The organism is Nitrosomonas oligotropha (genome assembly GCF_009833085.1).
GTDB classification, from domain to species: domain Bacteria; phylum Pseudomonadota; class Gammaproteobacteria; order Burkholderiales; family Nitrosomonadaceae; genus Nitrosomonas; species Nitrosomonas oligotropha.
Genome location: NZ_QRBZ01000012.1, coordinates 145,500 through 168,555, shown reverse-complemented (window position 1 = coordinate 168,555; position 23,056 = coordinate 145,500). Strand labels below are relative to the sequence as shown.

The window sequence follows — 23,056 nt, the reverse complement described above, 5'->3', positions numbered from 1 at the left end:
ATTCCGATTTAATACTCGAAACTCGCTTTTGAGTACGGAACATTCCGCATAACCGATTAATTTATCTAAAAAATATATGACAAAGAACTGTACTGACTTGTTCCTTCAAAATCATCACTATCATAAGATTATTAGTCATATGATATACCTTGAATCTTTAATATCTCTCTATTTCTGCTACTAAAGTTAACAAAAACACGATTAAGCCTTGTGAGCCACTATTTGGCAAAGTTCCAAGAAGATTCAAGCAATACAATTTTCGCGCACTTATATTGTCATCATGTGACAAACGAAAGCGTGGAATAGCTTCAGCCTACCCAAAGTCACAATAATAACGCTTTGAATTGGTACCTTACCCGGTGCGCCAACTGCAATACCAGTCGCATCCTAATTCGCCTGGACAACCATGGCACCACTCCGCTCTGAAGCGCCGTTCAGTTTTCACTACTAAGCAATTTGCCCAACCAATCCCAATATCCCATACCAACGATTTATCTCATGATGTAAGATAAATCTGTATTCATTTTTACCAGGATTCTCCACTCTTAACAAACACAAATTACAGATTTACGGGTATTAATTAAAGCAAGAGTTGTTAAATTGCTTTAATTTCCGAATAGTTTCTAACGCAGAAAGTGGTTTACTAAAATAGAATCCTTGATATTGGCTGCATCCGCGCTGTTTGAGAAAATCAATTTGTTCCTTCGATTCAACGCCTTCTGCTATTACCTGAATATTCAAGCTACCAGCCATTGCAATAATCGCCGTAACTATTGCCGCATCATTCTCATCGATAGCGATATCACGCACAAAAGAGCGATCAATTTTAAGTGCATCAATCGTATAGTGCTTCAAATAACTCAAATTAGAATAACCGGTTCCAAAATCATCGATCGATATCTTGAATCCCATTGCACTTAATTGCTGCAGCGTTTCATTCACTTCAACGATATTTTCAGCCAGCATGCTTTCTGTAATTTCCAAAGTCAAGCAACTCGCCGAAACTTTTGCTTGCGTTAGAATATTCGCTACATCTTGCACAAACAGTTTTTTCTGAAATTGTTTGACGGAAAGATTGATAGCAATTCTCGGCACACTTAACCCTTGATCTTGCCACGCTTTTAGCTGCTCACACACCGATCTGATAACCCAATCCCCAATCGGTAAAATCAGGCCCGTTTCCTCGGCCAGCTTTATGAACTGAACAGGCGGAATCAATCCCTTTTCAGGATGCTGCCAGCGCAACAGCACTTCCAGACTGACCAGATCATTGGTATTCATATCAATAATCGGTTGATAATACAATATCAACTCGTTATTTCTTATGGCTCTATGCAAATCGTTACCCAGCTCGTGCTTCTCTTGAATCAAACGATCCATCTCGGCCGAATAAAACTGATAGTTGCTGCGCCCCGTAGCTTTGGCATGATACATCGCCAGATCGCTATGTTTTAACAATGCATCGACATCCTTGCCATCCTTGGGATACAGCGCAATTCCGATACTGCTATCAATGTGGAGTATCCGTTCATTGATATGATACGGTAGCGCCAGCAAGTGCAATATTTTCTTCGCGATCGATTCAACATCTTCCAGATCGGTGATTTCCGTCAATATCACGATAAACTCATCCCCGCCTTGACGGGACGCCGTGTCCTCGCTGCGTATGCTGGATAAAAGCCTTACGGCTACTTCTTTTAACAACAAATCGCCAAAGCCATGACCCAGGGTATCATTCACAACTTTGAAGTGATCCAGGTCTATAAACAGCACCGCTGAAAAATCATGATGACGCTGATTATGCGCCAGTGCCTGCGACAAGCGGTCCTGCAACAACAATCGATTCGGCAATCCTGTCAGCACGTCATGATTGGCCATAAAACTGATGTGCTGCTCCAATTGCCTGCGCTCCAACCATAGCCTGAAATCGTCCGCGATATAATTAATCAGGTTTTGTTCGTCCGGCAGCATGAATGACTTTTCTTCCCGGTAGAAAACCTGCAATTGACCGCAAAAATGCCCATCCACTTTGATTCTTGCGAAAATCCCATGAGTCAGGTCTTCGTTATAGTGATTTGAAGTATAGCGTTGCTCATAAATACTGATCATGCAGGCCGCATGGTCGGGAAACTGCATCGCCGGAATCAGATGATCGAATATCCGCTCACAAAGCTCTCCGACAGAAAGGTCTTGTTCCATCTCCCGCCGGATCGCATATAAACATGTTCTTTCCTTGAGCCGTTCATGCAAAATCAATTCTTTCTGTTTGCGCGCGGTAATATCCACACGGACGGATATATAGCGAATTATCTGGCCGTTACTGTCTTTGAACGGAACGATAGTGGAATCCACCCAGTACAAGCTGCCGCTTTTTCTCCGGTTACAAATCTCTTTATGCCAAATCTTGCCATTGGTGATGGTTTCCCACATGTCTATAAAAAAGTCGCTCGAATGCACGCCTGAATTGAGAATGCGATGATCCTGACCGATAAGTTCGGAGCGGCCATACCCGCTAATCTCACAAAAACGGTCATTGGCTTCAATGATCCGGCCGGACCGGTCACTCACGGAAACCAGCGCAAGCTGTCCAATGGCTTCAAGGTAAGCTGTCAGTTCCGCATTGGTGGATTGCAATTCCTTGTAAAGTAATTTTAATTTAGACTTGGATGCAACTAACGCTGCATTGGCTGTCTGTAATTCCTTATTCGTCGACAGCAATTCTTCATTGGTCGATTGCAGTTCTTCGTTGCTAGATCTCAGTTCTTCTTGCGAAGTTTGCATTTCCTCATGAGTGGCTTGCATTTCCTCACGCATCAGTTGCAGTTCGGTCATCATCGCCAATACAATATCATCGTTTTTTTCCGATAAATCGACTGCTTGCTCGATGTTTGAAAGCCGTAGGATTTCTTCCAGACTGATCATTGGATTTTTCTTGGTCATCGCTTGAAGAGAGAAATCCTGAATCAGATTGGGCCTTTTTTGCTGTAATCCATTATTAAGACGTTTGTACACTGCCAAACTGCGCTCCAGGGGAGTAAACATCTCTGGAAAATAATCGATCGATTCCGCAGTTCCCAATAGCAAAATACCGTCAGGATTCAGCGCATAATAAAACAGCGGGAGTAATCTTTTCTGTAATTCGCGATCCAGATAAATCAGTAAATTCCGGCACGACAAAATATCCAGCTTGGAAAATGGCACATCGGCAATAAGATTTTGTGGCGCGAATATCACCATCTGGCGTATTTCATTACAAACCCGGTAACCATTTTCGTGCTTGACGAAAAACCGGTTTAAGCGTTCCAATGAAATATATTGGCTGATCGCTATGGGATAAAAACCCTGCCGGGCCTTCGTGATGGCATCCTGATCCAGATCGGTGGCAAATATTTTCACCAAGTACCGGTCTTGCACGCCCCTTTGCTCCAAAGCTTCCCGGAAAAGAATGGCGAATCCATAAGCCTCTTCTCCAGTTGAGCAAGCGGGCACCCAGATTCGCACTGTCTTTCCTTCAGGATGGGCTGCCAAAATGGGAGGAATAATCTCCGCTTTAACATACTGCCACATGACCGGATCGCGAAAAAAATGCGTCACATTGATTAATAGCTCCTTAAACAACAAATCCAGTTCAACAGGATTCTCGTTTAAGAAACGCGCATAATCTTCAACCTTACTGATTTGATTCTGTTGCATCCGCCGGTCCACACGACGATACAGCGTGCTTCTCTTATACTGAGAGAAATCATTACCCATCCGCTTGGACAAAAGTTGCACAACCTCACTCATGGCACCGGCAAGATGAAATCCTTGCGATTTGGATTTCAAATAACTGGTAACAATATCCGGTAAAACATCGAGTGCTACGAGCGTATCCACCGTGCTTGCTTCAATCGCGCGATCCCGCATACCACCCGGTTCACTGAACATCGAATCCTGTGCAAGCCCCAGTCCTCCTTTTTTCCTTATGGCGCGCAAACCCTGAGTACCGTTTGCACCCAAACCGGAAAAAATAACACCAACCGCCGACTCCCTATATTCTTCCGCCAAGCTGTGGAAGAAAAAATCGATTAAGGAATTCGATGCATGTCCCGGCTCGGCGTCCAATACACACAAAAAACCGTTGGAAATAAAGATATTCTTGCCTGATTGCACGACAATATAGATACAATCGGGCTGCACTTCCATCAGATTTTCCACGTGCACTATCTGCATGCTGGTAACATCTTGCAGTTGCAAAGGAGATAGATTTCCTTGCGTCGCATCTGATTGTTGAATAACGACAAAAGCCGCGCCGCTATCCGCTGGCATCCGGGTAAAAAACTGCCGCAGAGAGCTGAGTTCCGTAGCTGAAACACCAATCCCCACCACTGGGAATAATGTTCTTTCAGAATCAACTGGTTGGTGAGATGGAATAGATGGGTTTATACGCGATTTTTGTTTTATTGCAGTCAACTTCTTCGGATTTGAACTCGTTTTTCTGATCATCAAAAGAAGCCTCTGATTCTTTGAAGTTAACAGGAAAATTTTGATTGGTGTTTATAGCATAATTTTATGAAAATTTTTAGCTTTATAAATGCAAAGTAAAAATGGATTTGAAGATTTGCAACGCACCAATTCCAACTCGGCCTTGCGCCACTACATAATAAACACAAAGAAGCCATTTTGACGCAGAAAATTCACTGTTGCATGTACCATACAAGCTCAAGAATTCACGCAACCTTATTTATTCCTTCAGATGAAATCACACAATATATTCACCGGAATCCCCCAGAACCTGGATCAGGAATTATTTGAATTTCTGGCCGGAAACGACAAAGTGGTGATCGAAAAGATCATCTCGAAAGGGCAAAAGTCGCCAGAATCCGGCTGGTACGATCAGAAAAAAAACGAGTGGGTTATGGTATTAAAGGGCAAGGCTGCACTGTCTTTTGAAGATGGAACGTCCATACATCTCAATGAGGGAGATTTTATTACTATCCCCGCTCATAAAAAGCACAAAGTGTCATGGACAGATCCAGACAATGAAACGATCTGGCTAGCTGTACATTATTAAAGCGACTATTTAACTTAGAATCAAACAGCAGAATCTGGAAGAAATTTTGTTACCCAGGCTCACCATTATAAACTTGGTAACAACCTGATATTACTTGTTTCTTGACAATTAACTGCGCGCTTGCTTGCTATATTTCTGACGGAATTTCTCAACCCTTCCGGCAGTATCCACAATTTTCTGCTTGCCCGTGTAGAACGGATGACAAAGCGAACATACCTCAATATTCAACGGTTTGTTCATGGTAGAACGTGTCTTAAAAACATTACCGCAACTGCAAGTCACGGTAATTTCTTGATAGTCTGGATGAATGTCTGCTTTCATTGCCTATATCCTTAATTATTCCATCCCCAATGGGAAGATTAAAAAGCGGTGTATTATCCTTTAATGTACGTATTGGCGCAACTGTGAAAATTAAGTCCTAAACCCGCCGCATGGAATCAAAAAAGTCGGAATTATTCTTGGTTGCCTTGATTTTATCCAAAAGAAACGCCATCGCATCCATATCGTCCATCGGATGCAGTAACTTGCGCAGTACCCAGATTTTTTGCAGTACATCGGGAGAAATCAGCAATTCTTCCCGGCGAGTTCCTGACCGGTTCACATTAATCGCTGGATATATTCGTTTCTCGGCCATTTTCCGGTCAAGATGAATTTCCATATTGCCGGTACCCTTGAATTCTTCATAAATCACATCGTCCATGCGTGATCCCGTATCAATCAGCGCTGTCGCGATGATCGTCAACGATCCACCCTCCTCGATATTACGCGCCGCACCGAAAAAGCGTTTGGGTCGCTGTAACGCACTGGCGTCCACACCACCGGTCAGCACTTTGCCGGAAGCCGGCACCACGGCATTATAAGCGCGCGCCAGCCTTGTAATCGAATCGAGCAGTATCACGACATCTTTCTTGTGCTCGACCAAGCGCTTAGCTTTCTCTATCACCATTTCGGCGACTTGCACGTGCCGCGTGGCTGCTTCATCGAAAGTGGACGAAATGACTTCCCCTCGCACCGAGCGGATCATTTCCGTCACTTCTTCCGGACGCTCATCAATCAGCAGCACCATTAAAATCACATCCGGATAATTAGCCGCAATGGCGTGCGCAATGTGTTGCAGCATCACGGTTTTACCCGACTTGGGGCTGGCCACTAACAAACCGCGCTGCCCCTTTCCAATCGGAGCAATCAAGTCGATGATGCGGCTGGTGATATTTTCTTCGGCTTTGATATCGCGTTCGAGCACGAGCCGCTCATCCGGAAACAACGGTGTCAAATTTTCAAACAGGATTTTCTGTTTGGAATTTTCTGGCGGTTCGTTATTGACCTTATCAACCTTTACCAGCGCAAAATAACGTTCCCCTTCCTTCGGCGGACGAATCTCGCCGTCAATCGAATCCCCGGTATGCAAATTAAAGCGCCGGATCTGACTGGGTGAAATATAAATATCATCAGGCCCGGCCAGATAGGACGTATCGGGAGAACGTAAAAATCCAAAACCATCCTGTAATACTTCCAGCGTCCCATGACCGTAGATATTTTCGCCCTTACGCGCCTGATTTTTAAGCAATGCGAAAATCAGATCCTGTTTCCGCATTCGGTTGGCTCCATCAATTTCGTTTTCGACGGCCATTTTTACTAGTTCAGTGACGTGTAGGTTTTTTAAATCGAATAAGCGCATGAAAAAGCTCGTGAAAAAATAATACTCAGGTAAAAGATAATGATGCTGGAAGGAAAGTTGTTACGGATGGGATTATTAAATATAAGGTGGTGTGGGCTTCTTACCAGTCACCTAGTCCACAAATCTATTAGGTTCAGTAGACTAGCGGGTTTAAATATGGCTGTCAATAAAGGCGGTTAATTGCGATTTTGATAAAGCTCCGACTTTGGTCGCCTCGATATTACCGTTTTTAAACAGCATCAGGGTCGGGATACCGCGAATACCGTATTTCGGCGGTGTTAGCTGATTTTCATCAATATTCAATTTAGCCACTTTAAGGCGTTCACCATATTCGCTCGCAATCTCGTCGAGTATCGGCGCTATCATTTTACAAGGGCCGCACCATTCCGCCCAGTAGTCCACCAGCACGGGGGTTGTCGATTGCAAAACTTCCGCATCAAAATTAGCATCAGTAACGTAATGAATATGCTGACTCATATGATCCTCATTCAATTATTCAGTATTAAGAAGAGTAAACCTAATTATCTCAAAGATTGGTTTACCGGATTGGTTGGAATAACGCTGCAAAAGAGTGGTATAAAACTAAATTGTTATGCTATAGAAAAAACTGTTAAAAGGGAAGTAGCTTTTTAAAATAGCACTCGGAAGAAACCCGGGATATTGTCTCGCACTCTCAGGAACCGGAATCGGACAATCATCCTTCCAATTGTTGAAATGCCACAATATGATCAGCCTCGAGTTTGATGCCTATTTTCCCGCCAATGACATGATCATGATGACTCGGCACTAACGCAAGCACTTTGGCGCCGCCCGCCAGACGCAACGTATACAAAATCTCCGCGCCGCGGAACGCCTTATGGACCACTGTCGCCTGCATCGCGCTGCTATCATCGTGCACAATGTCGTCCGGACGCAGCAACACATCCACGCTGCAACCAGCCTCACAGTGCTGCGGAACCATCCCGTTTAACACACCCAATTCAATTTCAACCTGTTGCGCATTGATCACTTTACCGGGCAGAAATACCCCCTGACCGATAAAATTAGCCACAAAACGGTTGGCCGGACGGTGATACAGATTGAATGCCGAATCCCACTGTTGAATCTCGCCGTGATTCATCACGCCGATCTCATCGGCAATCGCAAACGCCTCCGCTTGGTCATGCGTCACCAGAATCGCGGTGGTTCCTTGCTGTTTGATGATCTCGCGGACTTCCGTGCTCAACCGTTCACGCAAACTCACATCCAGATTGGAAAAAGGCTCATCCAGCAGCAACAGATCCGGTCTCGGCGCCAGCGCACGCGCCAGTGCAACGCGCTGCTGCTGCCCGCCCGACAATTCATGTGGATATTTCTTCGCAACACCGGCCAGATGCACGACATGCAGCAGTTCTTCAACCCGCCGCTCACGCTCCACCCGTGTTAACCGGTGCAGACCAAAACCGATATTGGCAGTCACATCCAGATGCGGAAACAACGCATAATCCTGGAACACCATGCCGATCCGCCGCTGTTCCGGCGGCACGAAGGAATCCGCACTGCTCACACAGACGCCATTGAGCACGATTTCTCCGGCTGCAACCCGCTCAAAACCGGCGATACAACGCAAGGCCGTGGTCTTGCCGCAACCGCTCGGGCCGAGCAAACAACCAATCTGCCCCTTCTGCAATTGCAAAGATAAGTTACGGATAACAACCTGCTCGCCATACGCTTGCACAACGTGATTCAGTTGCAGCAACCCTGTACTCATCGGTTCACTTCTCAGTTTGTCGCATAAACAAGAAAATCGGAATCAGCCCCGCCAGCACCAGCGTAACCGCGGGCAACGCAGCCTGCTCCCATTGCCCTTCGGAAGTCATTTCATAAATTCGCACCGCCAGTGTATCCCAGCCAAAAGGCCTCGTCATCAGCGTAATCGGCATCTCTTTCATGACATCGACAAACACCAAGGTCGCCGCCGTAAAAATTCCCGGTTTCAATATTGGAATATGCACTTTCCGGATCATCGCCCAGCCATGCAACCCGAAACTCATCGCCGCTTCGTCGATATTCGGCGTAATCCGTTGCATCGCGCCATCAATCGGATAATGGCTGACCGCCATAAAGCGGATCAAATAGGCAATCAACATAATCATCAGCGTGCCCTGAATCAATTGCCCTGTCTCGATTTGCAGCCAGTTCATCATCCACTCGCTGAACCGCCCATCGAGCCAAACCAGCGGCACATACACACCAATCGCCAGCACCGTACCGGGCAGCGCGTAACCGATTGTGGCAATGCGAATCGCATAGCGCGTGGCCGCGCTGGGATAACGCCGCGCCGCATAAACCATGGCGATGACAACCAAACAGATCAATAAAGCCGCCAGACCGGACAACGATAGCGAATGCCAAAGAAACTCCAGATAGCGGGCCACGTCATAATCTTGCGTAAACGATCGCATTGCCCACTGGCACAATTGCAGCACCGGCAGCAGAAATGCCAGAAACAAGACGCTCAGGACAAAACCGGCCACCAGCCAGTTAGACCATCCCGTCAACCGGATACGCTGCGCACGCTCGGTTCTCTTGCTTTCCGCATAACGCATACGCAAGCGAAACTGCTGCTCCAGCACGATCACAACAAAAATGATCAGAATCAATAACGAAGCGAGCTGCGAAGCCGCGGGCAGCGAAAACATGCTAAACCACGCTTTGTAAATCGCGGTCGTGAAAGTGTTGTAATTAAACACTGCCACGGTACCGAAATCCGCCAGCGTCTCCATCAGCACCAGCATCATGCCTCCGGCTATCCAGGGACGGGACATCGGCAACACCACTTTGAAAAATCCTTGCTTTCGATTGAAGCCCAGCGATTGCGCTACTTCCAACGAGCGTTTGCCTTGACTCAGAAAAGCATTGCGCGCCAATAAGTAAACATAAGGATAAAAAGCCAGCGTCATCACCACAATCACACCGGCCCTGCCACGGATATCCGGAAACCAGGACAAATCCGAATCCAGCCAGGCGCGCAATACCGTTTGTACCGGGCCGGTAAAATCAAACAATCCCAGCGCGACAAATGCCGTGACATAAGCGGGCATCGCCATCGGCAACAGCAACGCCCAGGAAAAAAACCGCCGCCCGGTGAAGTCATAAACTGCGGTGAGCCACGCCAGGCTGATGCCCAATAGCGCAGTCCCGCTGACGACACCCAAGGCCAGCCAGAACGTATTGATCAGCAGCTGGGGAAGCGTTGTTTCAAGCAGATGTTGCCAAACATCGCTGGCGGGTGCAAAAAATGCGGACACGATCACGCCCACGGGCGCCAGTACCAATGCAGCAGCTATAAAAGGAACCGAGCGCCAAATGGCCATGACATGTTGGTGAAGAAACAGAACGAAAAAACTGGCGTAAAAGCTATTGTTTCTAGCGTTTACGCCGCATTGATCTTTGTGGTGACCGTACTTTTTTACTGATAACCCGCCCGGTCCATCAGTTTTACCGCAGTGGTCTGCAATTCACCGGCCTTCACCAGATTCATCGGGTTTTGCTTGAAACTGCCCCACGCCGCGACAAACGGATCCGCTGCAATCTTCGGATTGACCGGATATTCCATATTCACATCGGCGAAGAGATTTTGCGCTTTGTCGGACGACAGGAATTCCAGCAATTTAATCGCAGCTTGAGTGTTTCGGCCATGGCGCGTGACACCGGCGCCGGAAATATTGACGTGCACGCCGCCATCATTCTGATTCGGCCAGAAAATCGCCAAAGGCAAATTCGGGTCTTTTTTCATCAACCGGCCGTAGTAATAGGTATTAACCACCGTTACATCGCATTTACCGGCAGCGACGAATTCCAAAGCCCGAGTGTCATCGGATAGCGGATCGGTCGCCAGATTGGCCACCCAGCCTTTGACAATTTTCTCGGTCTCGGCTTCGCCATGTTCGGCAATCATCATCGCCACCAGGGATTGGTTATACACTTTCTTCGATGTGCGCAGACACAGCCGTTTGTTCCATTTCGGATCGGCCAGATCTTCGTAGGTTGAAAGCTCTGAAGGCTTCACTTTCTTGGTGTTATAAATCAACGTGCGCGCCCGGATCGACAAACCGAACCATTCTTGCTGAGGATCGCGCAAATGCGCCGGGATATTCGCTTCCAGCGCGTTCGATTGCACCGGCTTCAACAAGCCTGCCCGTGCCGCTGCCCAAAGATTACCCACGTCGGAAGTAATCAACAGATCCGCGGGGGTATTTTTTCCCTCCGCTTCCAGCCGGGCAAGCAATGCACCTTCGTTATCGGTGGTGTATTTGACCTTGATCCCGGTTTCCTTGGTAAACGCGTCAAACATCGGTTTGATGAGTTGCTCAATACGCGCGGAATACACAACCACTTCCTCGGCATGTGCCAGCGGTGCGATCAGTGAAGAGAAAAGAAAAAAAACGGCAAGATATAAACGGCTTACATTCGATTTCAACATGAAAAAATTCCAGGCAAAAAGGTTCATCAAGCGAATTAATTAGTGAGGGTTACTATAGTATGAATAAGAATAATTATCAATTAAATACCGTAAACTCAAGGTTTAAAGCACGCAATCAATTTTCAACCGCAGGCTCAAACCATGAATTCAGTTCTTTGCGCCCGAGCAGCGGCAATTTGAGCGCAGGCGGATCGAGATCGACACCGAACGACAATCCCAGCAAATTCAGCTCGATACCTTCCACCGCGCTGACCAGCACGCCCAGCAAGCCAAAAATGGAAACTTGCAAGCCGCTGCCGCTCGGTGCTTGCGAAACCAGCCGGTACCCCAGGTAATCCTTACCAATCGCAGTGGGCGGCAGATCCAATTGCAGCTCCGGAACGGCGCGTGAAATCCACGCCGTAAAGGTATTGGAATTGGGGCCGGGCCAAATCGTGTAATCCTTTGCATACGGGTAACTTTGTGCCGCCTGGTCAATTTTCTCGATCAGCGCATCCACGCCATCGCCCCGTTTCTCCAGCAGAAGCTCCGGCATATTGCCGTACCAGCGCCGGTCCGGCACATTTTCATAAATCACCACCACCGGGAGCTTACGGCGTTGCAACCAGCCGATCACCTCATAAATGGTGTACGACTGCGCCGCCGTGGGTTTCACCGCAATCCAGGTATGAATCCCGAAGTAGCCGCGCCAGCTGAATGCACGTGCGCCATAAACCTGCACAATCGCTTCCGGCGTTGACGCCGGATCGGGCGCCAGACCCACCGGCTCACGGCTCGCACTCCACCAGTTTTGCGCGCGTGCGCGATCCGGCACAACCGTCAACACGATCAGCCCCACGGCAAATAACAGGAAAACTACGATTAAGGTGCGCTTCACTGAATGACTCAACTGATTAGAGATTAAAAATGATGCAATCCAGGCGCATTGAAATGGATCGCAGTATAGGCGAAACCCGGTTTATTGATGTATTTCCATAGCCACCCCATTACCGTCCGGTGCGTTTTCCCAATATGTCCGGCAAATCCCGCACAAACCGGCCCGCACCGGCCATCTGCCGCCGCAACATGACCCAGTCCTCGGCGCGCTTTCTAGCGTCCAGGCAGCGCATCAAGCGCACCCGCAACGCTTCGTCCTGATGATTCAGAATCGCGGCCCAAAGGGTATCGTCGACATTATAAACTTTACCCGCCAGCAGACAGACAGGTATCACCTGTTCAACCGCTACCGCCAGATCGGCCGCGATAACCCGCACCGCCGCAGCGATATTGCTTGCCTTGCTGCCCGCCGGATGCGTCAGGTCGTACGGCGGCTGCCATTCGTTGACCGGCCGCAAGCGATCGATAAAACTCGCCACCACCAATAGCGGCGGCGGACGGCGATCGGTGCGCGCGGCCTGGGCGGCGCGCAGCCCGTCCAGACAATCGCGCTCCGTCTGCCGGTCGGGCCGGTTGGCCGGGCTCAGCCACAAAATCAGATCGGCATTTTCCGCCGCAGCCAGCATGCGCTGACGATCAAACAATGCACTATCGCATCCCGGACTATCGAAAATCAGCGCTTGCGTCAAACCCTCGCGCGACAAAACAAACGGCTTAACGGCTTGCGTGGTATCCGGCAATACATCGGCAGCCGTCGTCAATGTGCCAAACAACGCATTGATCAGGCTCGATTTACCCGAATTGGACCGCCCTAACACGAGAATGCGCAACGGCTCAATCGCGGGTTTTGCGGTTTCTTCGACCTGCCCCAGATCGGCTTCGGATTGCGGGGTTGGCGCAGTCACAAATTCTTCATCGCCTAGCGGCAAGCGGCCGCTATACAGATCAATCGCGTAGTACCCCACTTTGCAAACATAGGTACGCAAAAACCAGCGGTGCAATTCATCCTTGGCCTGGTCAAAACTGCGCTCGCGCAAATGCCGCCACGCTTCGCTCAACAAAGCATTGACCGGATTGATGAGCAAGCTGCCGGCGCGATAAATACCAAACAGCCGTTCCGCCTTGGCCTTCCAGCGCTGTATCCGGAACAAATCACCAATGGTCAGGCGGTTGCTGAACGGTATTTTCTCCGCGACATCCTGGCGCAGATCGCGGCTCGCCCGCTCGATAATCATCAAGGTATGCGGTATGGTCAGTTCGAGCAACGGTTTTTCGACATCCGGGTGATAACAATGCGCAACCGTTTCCATCGTTTTCTGTCCCAGCGCCAGCACCCAGGTGCCCTCCTCGATCGGCCAATCCTGCGGATTACACGTCTCGGCCAGCGCTTCGACTTGCCGCCAGACCGCATCCGCGCTCGGCGGCCAATCCGGATTAGGTTCGGTGGCCGAATCCGTTAGCAATTGCCGCTCCTGCCGCACCAGCCAATACTGCAAGCCGTATCCCAGGCCGCCGCACAGCACCATGGCGATCAGCCAATACTGCAAATAACCGCTCTGCCACAGCCAGAAGACGCCGAATCCCAGCAATGCCAGCAGCGGCAGCAACATCAGGACGAAGACCATTAACCGCAGCGGATTAACGGCGGGCAGCGGTGTTTTCATGCGGATTTTCCCCGCAGGCGGTCTTTGAGTATCGCTGCGCTGCGCTCCAGTTCTTCCGCATAAATCTGCCGCAAGGTATTAGCATCGACGTTCAGGCCATCCTTACGCCGCGTGAAGAAATAGATCGCCGCCTTGCCCAACGCGTATGTGGTCGCACCGCTGGAACTGGCGCCCCATAACGCCCCCACGGTCTGTCCCCAGACCGGTATGAATTTGGTCACAGCCCGGGTCAACAGCCGGGTCAGATAACTGGTGGCAATTCCCGCACCCGCCAAACCGATAAATTCCGTGACGGTGCTTTTGTCCCAGCGCTGCCCGTACAGCAGCGCCAGACTATGCAGCAGTTTTGCCTGCACCGCCGACACCGCGACCCAATCCACCACCGGCAAAGCACCGAGTCCCGCCGCAGTCAGCGCATAACCCGCGATATGCTGATGCGCGGTGCGCGCGTACAAATCCTGCACTTCCCGGTCACCGCTCAGTTGATGCTGCAAACCCAAGGATGTCAGCGCTTCGATTGCCTGCCACAATGCCTCCAGACCATAATCCGGCGGCGTTAAGCCATCTTCCGGCAATGTCAAATCGACCGCTACCCAGCGCACCGGCGCAAAACCGGGTAACAGCTTTAAAGCATCGCGCTGCGCCTGCAAAGCACGGCGCAAATCGAGCGGAATGGAATCAGGCAAGGGATCGCTGCCATACGGCCACGGCTGAATATGCGCACATTGACCGGGATACAGTTCGTGCAAACCAGTTTGCACGATCAGCAACGGCCATTCCGGATGACGCCGTCGGATCGCCTGCAACACATCGAACACCGCAGCCTGATGGACATCCGCCACTTTCATCACCGCTACCAGCAAATGCGCCTGCGCTTCGCAGTAATGCATATCGTCACCGGGATCGTACGCCACTTCGCCCAGGCCGCGTGTATCGAGAAACCGCACCACCGGCGCTTCTGCCGGGAAATCGTAAAACCGCGCACTGCGCGTGCACGGCTGAAAACCATTGCCGATCTCCGCCGCCGCACTGCCCGTCAGTGCGCGGATAATCGATGTCTTGCCGGATTGCGTTTTACCCAGCAGCCATAGCACCGGCACCGGCATCTTCGCACGCGCTTCACGTAGCGATGCTTCCAGCATAGACTTGTCGACACTGGGCTCCAGCAGCGCGGCACGAAGCTGCTCCCAGTAGTCCGTCCAGTTTTTCAGATCGCTTAATTTCATGGGATCATCTTATCACCGTGGCAAGGAAAATACCGGCCGCCGCCCCGGGCAATTGTTTCAGTCGGTTTATCGAGAATTCCCTGCGCTTCAAACGAATTTTCATTGATTGCCGGTTTGATCATGATTACCGGAACTAAGGCAACAGCGGCAACCCTAATTCCTTCAAAAATTCGTTGTGTTTCCCGGTATTTTCCTTGATCCGTTTTTCCAATTCCGTCAACTCATTATGCACCAACGCCAAATCAACCTCCTCTTCCTGCCTTGCAGTGCTGATATAGCGCGAAATATTCAGGTTGTAGCCATTCGCCACTATTTCATCCATCGTCACCCGGCGGGAAAAACGATCTTCCTCGCTGCGAAATTGATAGGTCGAAACGATCTTTCCGATGTGCTCCGGCAACAAGCGGTTCTGACGTTTACCTTTCTCAAAATATTCACTGGCGTTGATAAACAGCACATCGTCCGGCTTTTTGCACTTCTTCAACACCAGAATACAGACCGGAATACCCGTTGAGAAAAACAGATTGGCGGGCAAGCCGATCACCGTGTCGATATGGCCGTCTTTCAGTAGTTTGGTGCGGATACGTTCTTCCACTCCGCCACGGAACAACACGCCGTGTGGCAGGATGATGGCCATGACGCCCTCAGGTTTCAGGTAGTGAAAACCGTGCAGCAAAAAGGCGAAATCGGCGGCGGATTTTGGCGCAAGCCCATAATTCTTAAAGCGCATGTCTTCACTTAAGCTTTCGGTCGGCTCCCAGCGGTAACTGAAGGGCGGATTGGCCACCACTGCGTCGAACTTCGGCATCTTTGCCGGGTTGGTCTCGCGCAGCCAATCCCAGTCGTTGGTGAGGGTGTCGCCGTGAACAATCTCAAATTCGGAATCCTTCACCCCGTGCAGCAGCATGTTCATACGCGCCAGGTTGTAGGTGGTGATGTTCTTCTCCTGTCCGATAATTTTGCCGATGCCGTGCGGGCCGAGCCGGTGACGCACATTGAGCAGCAACGAGCCGGAGCCGCAGGCAAAGTCGAGCACGCTTCCCAGTTGCTTTTTGGTGCCGGTAGCGGGTTCCTGGCTATCCAGCGTGACGATGCCCGACAAAATGCTGGAAATCTGCTGCGGCGTGTAAAACTCGCCCGCTTTCTTGCCGGAACCGGCGGCAAACTGACCGATCAGGTATTCATAGGCATCGCCCAGCGTGTCCTTGCCGGTGGAAAACTGCGCCAGTCCCTCGGCAATCTTGCTGATGATGGTACAAAGCTTGGCATTACGTTCGGGATAGCCCTTGCCCAATTTTTCCGAATTCAGATTGATCTCGGAGAATAATCCGCCAAAGGTGCTGGCAAAGGATTCGTTTTCGATGTAATCGAAGCCTTTCTGCAAGGTATGCAGCAATTCCTTGTCTTGCGTGCGAGCCAGCTCCGTAATACTGCCCCAGAGGTGCGACGGCTGGATCACATAATGCGTCTTGCGGCGCATCTGTTTTTCAAATTCAACGGTATCGTCCGGGTTCTGCGCATACCATAGCGCCAGAGGTGTGCGGCGATCACCGGCTTCCAGCTTCGGATAATCCGGCCCCAGCTCCTTTTGCGCCGCCGTCTCGTAGTTATCCGACAAATAGCGCAGGAACAGAAAGGACAGCATGTAATCGCGAAAATCGTCCGCGTTCATCGCACCGCGCAATTGGTCGGCAATGCTCCACAGAGTGTTCCCCAGTTGTTTTTGATCTTGTTCGGTCATGGTTGATTCGGCTCTATCGATTGTCGTCATGCGGTGGCAGAGTTTTGGTGCGCTTAGCCAGTTTCTTTTCTTCTGACTTCACTCGGCGCTCCAGCTTCTGCAAGTCTTCCTCGGCGGCCAGTTTTTCCGGTTTGATGCCGCGCTGCCCCAGCATGTCGCGCACGCTCTCGTTGTTCTTTATATGCTCATGGGTGATTGCGTGTTCCCCGAGCAAATTGGCTTGTTCCACGTTGTGATTGGTCATTTCGGTAGCCAGGTTTTTGGCGGCAATCGTCAGGGTGGGCAAAAAGTCCGCCAGCGGACGGCTTTTCACAATGCCATATTTGTCTTTCATGGCTTGCGTGGTATGCCCGCCGAAGAGCGCCTGATCACCTTTCGAGCGGATACGGCCAAAACCGGCATCATCCACGCCGCGCTCGAAGATGTTCTGCGATAGGGCTTTTTCCGATTCCCTCAGCCGGTCGCGGGCCTCCATGCGCGCCTGTAGCCGCATACGGTCTTCAATCAGCTCCTGCTTACGGGTTTGCAAGGCAAAGTAGCTTTGCGCAAAGGCAATCTCGGGCTTGCGCGGATCACCGTTCTGGGCAATCAGGTAGCAGGCGTAACGGGTAAGCATGAAATCATCAATTTCCCGCTCCCCGCCCTTGCCGTGAACGATCAATTTCGTGACGCCACGAAAATGATCCAAAATCGCATGGCCAGAGGCTTCGCAGGACTCCATGGCGCGCTGGATGGCGGTTTGAAAGTTCTCCCAACGAGCATACCCCAGAGGCGCTTGCAGATCGCGAGCAAACCAGAATTCAATGCCTTCGGCATCGGCGCGCTGCACAGCGGTTTCAAGGTTTAGTTGCGGGGCTTGAAATTGCTTATCCATCACTCTCTCTCCTCTATCAGCCGCTTCTCCCGCTCAATTTCGGCAATCAATTCCGCTTCGGTCGGGAGTATGCGCTGATACTTGGAAGCGAAAAGTTGCTGGCTCTCCTTGATCACCGAGTATTTAACAATGGTTTCATCCTTGCTGTCGCAAAGAATAATGCCAATGGTGGGATTGTCGTCTTCGCTCCGTTTAAGATCGTCGAACATGCGCACATACATATCCATTTGGCCGATATCTTGATGACTGAGCTTGCCGGTCTTCAGGTCAATAATGACAAAACACTTGAGTAAGTAGTTGTAGAACACCAGGTCGAGATAAAAATGACTGGTTTCGGTGCTGATACGCATCTGCCGCGCAACGAACGAGAAACCCTTGCCCAGTTCCAGCAGAAACTTTTGCAACTCATCGATAATCGCCTGCTCCAGCCGGCTTTCTTTTACCTCGCCAGTTTCCGGCAATTGCAAGAATTCCAGCACATAAGGGTCTTTGATAAATTCCAGATGGGCAGAGGTGCCCTGTGCAGATGAAGGCGGAATCTGGGTTGACAGCAGGCGCTGAAAACTCTGGCTTTTGATATTGCGTTCCAGTTGGCGTACCGTCCAGCTCTGCTCTCTGGTTTCGCGGCAATAATAGTCAATGGCTTGCGGCGAATCGACGCGCATGATCAAGCGCAAGTGGCTCCAGCTCAATTCTCTACACAGCGTGTAGAGAATCTCCTGATCGGGAAAGGTCAGGTAAAACTGGCGGCAGTTGTACAGGTTGGCATAGGAAAAGCCCTTGCCGAAATCCGCCATCAGCGCTACCGAGAGGTCTTCGATCAGCCGTTTACCATATTGAGCTTTGTGCTGCCCAAACTGCTCTTCTTCCACAATCCGTTGCCCAATCTGCCAGTAGGCTTCGACCATGGCGGCATTCACCGCCGAACGCGCCTTGCCCCGCGCCTGCTCGAGGATGTTTTTGATATCCGCGTGAAATGCGGTCAATGTGCTCACCCTTGCGCCTCGTCCAGAGTGGGAAAAAGCTGTTGCATCAGTCCTTTTTTATGGGCCTTGAGCGTGTCGAGCTTTTGGGTTTGGGCGGTGATCAGTTCGTCGAGGGAAGAGAGGCAATCGGCGATTTTTTGTTGTTCAGTTGGTGACGGTGTATTGATGAGAAAATCATTTAGGTCACTTGTATCTAACTTACCCGCACCAATACCTGTCGAGGTAACTGCCCGCAGCAGTTTCGGTTCGGATGCCACGAGAAAATACATCAAATATTGTTCGGTGATATTAGACTTAAGTTCCAGTGCTTTGACATCTTGATTAAATGCGACGTTAACTTCTGCAATACCTAGTGGAATGCGCTTATGCAACATGCTCCCGCGTACCAATAAAAGCAATGTCCCTTTTTTTGCAATTCGTGCGCCCGCACTTACAGCCAGTTCAGTGATATTTGAATCGGATATTTCAATCTTTGTATTGTGCATTGAGGATGCACTAATCCAGGGAATATATCCATTCCAATACTCAGCAACATCTTTTGAAGGAGTTCCGCCTGAAAAAAATTTAGCGATTTCTTCAAAACGGAATGCCTCCCACTCCCCCTCATCCCGAAACTCAGGAAAGCGCAGCTTGGGCAGGGTTTCGCCTTCGGCAGGGAAAAGTTGCTGCATCAGTCCTTTTTTATGGGCCTTGAGCGTGTCGAGCTTTTGGGTTTGGGCGATGATGAGGTCGTCGAGAGAAGCGAGGCAGTCGGCGATTTTTTGTTGTTCTTCAATTTCAGGGATGTGACATTTCCAGCTTTCTATAGCTCCTTTAGTAATGTGCATTAGGCCCAAACCATTAGCCGACTGCGATTTCATTCTTTCAGTTTCATACCCGAGTAGGATAAACAGAAAATTCCTATCAACTCCGTTTTTCTCCAATACCTTCCAGATGTGATAGTGATAAATTACTTTTTCACCTTGCCATATTCTTGGGCCAAAAGAAGCAGACCATGCATAAAGAAGATCGCCTTTATCGCAGTACTTGTCTTCCCCCAGCTCTAGATCAGAGTAATACCATTGGTTGTTAGAAAAGAAGTTCCCAACACGAAGAACTCTATACTTACCTTTATCAAGCAACTCATCTTGTTTGTATGCTCTGCCATTTATGAAAATCGCGGCTTTGCCAAAAGTATTCCCATTCCACTCTCCCGCTTCCCGAAACTCAGGAAAGCGCAGCTTGGGCACCAATCCGCGTTTTTCCACCTTATTGCTCATACGCCCCCAATCCTGAAATCTCCCGTCCTTGGGCGAGCTTTTTGAGCAGCGGAATCAGCTCTTCCATCAGCGCCAATTCCGCCTTGGTGCGTGCTTTCCAACCCAGCTCCTGCGAGGCGAAGAGTTCACTCAAGGTTTCACCATCAAAGATCATACGGCGCAGGATGGTGTCCACAAAGGTTTGCAGCATGGCGGCGTCCAGCCCGTGCTTTTCTGCGACGGCTGCCAACTGGCGGGCGTGCTTGCCGGCCTTGAAGCGTTCGAATCCGGTGCGGATGGCTTGTTCATCCAGCGCCTTGCCCGTCTCCAGCGTGCCGATGTATTCGGCGATGTCGTCGCGCTCGTCGATGAATTTGGCATCGGACTGAATTAAGCCAATGAGCTGGTCGCGGCTCATTTTCTGCTTGCCCGGCGTTTGGCTGGCGTAGCGGGCAATCAGTGCCATGATGTAGTCGTAATCGATTACGCTGCTTGCAAACAGCACGAATTCGAAATCAAGCTGCTGCACCTCGGGCGGAATACTGCCGCCGCCTTTGTCTTGTTGCGCTTTCAAGCGTTGCGCGGTTTCCAGGTAAGTGCTCCTGAAACTCAGAAGCTGATCCTGCGGAAGGATGGCATCGATTTGAGCCTTTTGTGTGTAGTTCAGATCGGTGTACTGGTCGAGTTGCGTCTTGAGCCGCTGCACTTCCTTGAAGCGGTTGATGAACTCGATGCGGGCAGCGTCGCCTTTCAGGTTATAGACCTGCTCAGGCTCGCACACCAGATTTTTGTTTTGCATGAAGCCCGCCATGCCGGAAACCGCAGCCTCATACTTGCGTATCACTTCAGCGGCTGGCTCAACCAGCCAGATTTCCTTGGCGGGTTTGGCGGCTTCACCGGAAAACAGGCCGATGGCGGTATCGACAGCGTCCTGCTGCTGGCGGAAGTCGAGAATATTGCCGTAGGGCTTGGTGTCGTTGAGCACGCGGTTGGTGCGCGAGAACGCCTGAATCAGGCCGTGGTACTTGAGGTTTTTGTCCACATAAAGAGTGTTCAGGTATTTGGAATCGAAACCGGTGAGCAGCATATCCACCACGATGACGATGTCGATCTTCTGCGCATGAGGCAAATCCTGGTTGGGATATTGCTGATCCTTGATGCGTTTTTGCACGTCCTGATAGTAGAGGTCGAATTCGCCAATGCTGTGATTACTGCCGTAGCGGGCGTTGTAGTCGGCGATGATGGCCTTGAGAGCGGCTTTCTTCTCATCCGGCGCTTGTTCATTGTCGGCCTTTTCCTGCGGCAGGTCTTCCTGGATCTGCTGCACGTCCTTGTTGCCCTCGGCGGGCGGGGAAAATACGCAGGCAATGTTGAGCGGCTGGAAATCACCGCCCCCTGACTCGATCTGGGCCTGTTTTTCCACCTGCACGGACTTGAACAGCGCGTAATATTCAATCGCGTCGTTGATCGAGGCCGTGGCCAGCACGGCATTGAACTTGCGTCCGTTGGTGGCGGCATCGTGCTTGGACAGAATCGCCTCGACGATGGCTTTCTTGGTCAGCGCCTCGCCCGGCTTCGGCTTGTTTTTACCCTCGGGCTTGTAGTAATCCACATGAAAGCGCAGCACGTTGCGGTCTTCGATGGCGTGGGTGATGGTGTAGGCATGCAGTTGTTGCTGGAAGATGTCCGCCGTGGTTTTGAATGATGCCTGCTGGCCTTCGATCTGCTGATAACTGGCGTTGTCGTCGAAGATCGGCGTGCCGGTAAAGCCGAACAATTGCGCGTTGGGAAAGAACTCCTTGATGGCCTTGTGGTTCTCGCCGAATTGCGAGCGGTGGCATTCGTCGAAGATGAAAACTATGCGTTGGTTACGTAGCGGTTCCAGCCGGGCCAGATAATTTTTCTTATTGCTGCCGTCCAGCGCCAGGCCGAGCTTCTGGATGGTGGTGACGATCACCTTATCGGCGTAGTCGCCGGAAAGCAGGCGGCGCACCAGGGTTTCGGTATTGGTGTTTTCTTCGACGCACTTTTCCTGAAACTTGTTGAATTCCTCCCGCGTCTGTCGATCCAGGTCTTTGCGGTCGACCACGAACAGGCATTTATCGATAGCCGGGTTGTCCTTGAGCAGAGTCGATGCTTTGAACGAAGTGAGCGTTTTTCCGCTGCCGGTGGTGTGCCAGATGTAGCCGTTGCCACAGTTCTGGTGGATGCACTCGACGATGGCCTTGACGGCATAGATCTGATACGGGCGCATCATCAGCAATTTCTGCTCGCTGGCCACCAGCACCATGTAGCGGCTGATCATCTCGCCCAGCGTGCACTTGGCGAGAAACTTCCCGGCGAAACTGTCCAGATGGGTGATCTTGTTGTTGTCTTCGCTTGCAAACTGATAGAACGGCAAAAAGCGTTCGTCGGCGTTGAAGCTGAAGTGACGGTTGTTGTTGCTGGCAAAGTACCAGGTGTCTGAGCGGTTGCTGACAATGAACAATTGCAGGAAGCACAGCAGGGTTTTGCTGTAACCGTTGCCAGGGTCGTTTTTGTAATCGACGATCTGCTGCATCGCCCGGCGCGGACTGATGGCGAGAGCTTTCAACTCGACCTGCACCACCGGCACGCCGTTGATGAGCAGTATCACGTCGTAACGATGATGGCTGTAGTCGGTGTTAATGCGCAGTTGATTGACGACTTCGAAACTGTTCTTGCACCGGTCCTTGATGTTGACCAGCGTGTAATTTAGCGGTGTACCGTCGTCACGGAAGAAGGTGTTACGTTCGCGCAAGTGGCGGGCGGCAGCGAAAACATCGGCGTTAACAATCCCATCCTTCAACCTGGAAAATTCCGAATCCATCAGCTTAACGCGATTAAGTGCCTCGAATTTCTCCCGGAAATTGTTTTCCAGTGCTTCACGATCACGAATATCCGGACGGTAGGTATATTTGAGCGCTTCAAGCTTAGCGATCAGATCTTGCTCAATTTGGGTTTCTGTTGCTGTCATCGGGACGGTTCGGAAAGTTCAACTTAGTAATTTTACAGACACTGACTGCTTCATCGTCATTAGTGAGAATGGCTCTATACCAGTGATGCAGTCCTGAGCTACTTTCAATACTCTGCCCAGCTTTTTAGATCTCTCAGTTCCATTACCTTGTCATCTTATCATCAGTCGCAGCGGCAAAAAACCGGGATGGCACGAGGCGTGACTTGCTCTGCAAGAAAAACTCACTATAAATAGTGGCGAATGGTGATGAAACAAAGTTT

16 protein-coding genes are annotated in these 23,056 nt (G+C 50.3%); 1 reads left to right on the top strand and 15 read right to left on the bottom strand.

Annotation, left to right across the window (positions count from 1 at the left end):
* Window positions 1–576 precede the first annotated feature (576 nt).
* Window positions 577–4,485 carry an EAL domain-containing protein gene (locus ABD07_RS05255; RefSeq protein WP_275689490.1) on the bottom strand — a complete coding sequence of 1,303 codons (3,909 nt, stop codon included), beginning with the start codon at window positions 4,483–4,485 and terminating at the stop codon, window positions 577–579.
* Between the two features lie 331 nt (window positions 4,486–4,816).
* Here ABD07_RS05255 and ABD07_RS15175 point away from each other — a divergent pair, with 331 nt between their 5' ends.
* Window positions 4,817–5,053 (top strand): cupin domain-containing protein, encoded by a 237-nt coding sequence (locus tag ABD07_RS15175; protein ID WP_338040526.1) that lies wholly within the window; start codon window positions 4,817–4,819, stop codon window positions 5,051–5,053.
* Between the two features lie 108 nt (window positions 5,054–5,161).
* Here the strand turns inward: ABD07_RS15175 and rpmE are convergent, their stop codons facing one another.
* The 14 genes from rpmE to ABD07_RS05180 all read right to left on the bottom strand — a co-directional run bounded on the left by rpmE (window position 5,162) and on the right by ABD07_RS05180 (window position 22,796).
* On the bottom strand, window positions 5,162–5,374 hold the full coding sequence (gene rpmE / locus ABD07_RS05245) for a 50S ribosomal protein L31 (RefSeq protein WP_108697361.1): 213 nt from the start codon (window positions 5,372–5,374) through the stop codon (window positions 5,162–5,164).
* A gap of 97 nt (window positions 5,375–5,471) precedes the next feature.
* Entirely contained in the window at window positions 5,472–6,731 is a 1,260-nt protein-coding gene (rho, locus tag ABD07_RS05240; protein WP_108697360.1) for a transcription termination factor Rho, read from the bottom strand.
* Between the two features lie 150 nt (window positions 6,732–6,881).
* Window positions 6,882–7,208, bottom strand: a complete 327-nt coding sequence (gene trxA / locus ABD07_RS05235; protein ID WP_108697359.1) for a thioredoxin TrxA — start codon at window positions 7,206–7,208, stop codon at window positions 6,882–6,884.
* Between the two features lie 217 nt (window positions 7,209–7,425).
* The gene (locus tag ABD07_RS05230; RefSeq protein ID WP_160817427.1) at window positions 7,426–8,481 is read right to left on the bottom strand and encodes an ABC transporter ATP-binding protein; all 1,056 of its coding nucleotides are present in this window, start codon (window positions 8,479–8,481) and stop codon (window positions 7,426–7,428) included.
* 4 nt (window positions 8,482–8,485) lie between these two features.
* Window positions 8,486–10,087, bottom strand: a complete 1,602-nt coding sequence (locus ABD07_RS05225) for an ABC transporter permease (protein ID WP_160817426.1) — start codon at window positions 10,085–10,087, stop codon at window positions 8,486–8,488.
* A gap of 95 nt (window positions 10,088–10,182) precedes the next feature.
* Window positions 10,183–11,196 (bottom strand): Fe(3+) ABC transporter substrate-binding protein, encoded by a 1,014-nt coding sequence (locus tag ABD07_RS05220; protein ID WP_160817425.1) that lies wholly within the window; start codon window positions 11,194–11,196, stop codon window positions 10,183–10,185.
* A 115-nt stretch (window positions 11,197–11,311) separates the two neighbouring features.
* Window positions 11,312–12,073, bottom strand: coding sequence for a DUF3750 domain-containing protein (locus ABD07_RS05215; RefSeq protein ID WP_338040524.1), 762 nt, complete (start codon window positions 12,071–12,073; stop codon window positions 11,312–11,314).
* A 109-nt stretch (window positions 12,074–12,182) separates the two neighbouring features.
* Window positions 12,183–13,736, bottom strand: coding sequence for a GTPase domain-containing protein (locus ABD07_RS05210; protein ID WP_160817424.1), 1,554 nt, complete (start codon window positions 13,734–13,736; stop codon window positions 12,183–12,185).
* Complete coding sequence (locus ABD07_RS05205) at window positions 13,733–14,962, bottom strand: YcjF family protein (protein ID WP_160817423.1); 1,230 nt, start codon at window positions 14,960–14,962, stop codon at window positions 13,733–13,735. Before ABD07_RS05205 ends, ABD07_RS05210 begins: the two co-directional genes overlap by 4 nt.
* 133 nt (window positions 14,963–15,095) lie before the next feature.
* Complete coding sequence (locus ABD07_RS05200; protein ID WP_160817422.1) at window positions 15,096–16,703, bottom strand: type I restriction-modification system subunit M; 1,608 nt, start codon at window positions 16,701–16,703, stop codon at window positions 15,096–15,098.
* Window positions 16,704–16,716: 13 nt separating this feature from the next.
* Window positions 16,717–17,577 carry a DNA damage-inducible protein D gene (dinD, locus tag ABD07_RS05195; protein ID WP_160817421.1) on the bottom strand — a complete coding sequence of 287 codons (861 nt, stop codon included), beginning with the start codon at window positions 17,575–17,577 and terminating at the stop codon, window positions 16,717–16,719.
* On the bottom strand, window positions 17,577–18,572 hold the full coding sequence (locus tag ABD07_RS05190; RefSeq protein WP_160817420.1) for a PDDEXK nuclease domain-containing protein: 996 nt from the start codon (window positions 18,570–18,572) through the stop codon (window positions 17,577–17,579). Before ABD07_RS05190 ends, dinD begins: the two co-directional genes overlap by 1 nt.
* Complete coding sequence (locus tag ABD07_RS05185) at window positions 18,569–19,822, bottom strand: restriction endonuclease subunit S (RefSeq protein ID WP_160817419.1); 1,254 nt, start codon at window positions 19,820–19,822, stop codon at window positions 18,569–18,571. The genes ABD07_RS05190 and ABD07_RS05185 overlap by 4 nt, the downstream gene beginning before the upstream one ends.
* On the bottom strand, window positions 19,812–22,796 hold the full coding sequence (locus tag ABD07_RS05180) for a type I restriction endonuclease subunit R (protein WP_160817418.1): 2,985 nt from the start codon (window positions 22,794–22,796) through the stop codon (window positions 19,812–19,814). The genes ABD07_RS05185 and ABD07_RS05180 overlap by 11 nt, the downstream gene beginning before the upstream one ends.
* Between the last annotated feature and the right edge of the window lie 260 nt (window positions 22,797–23,056).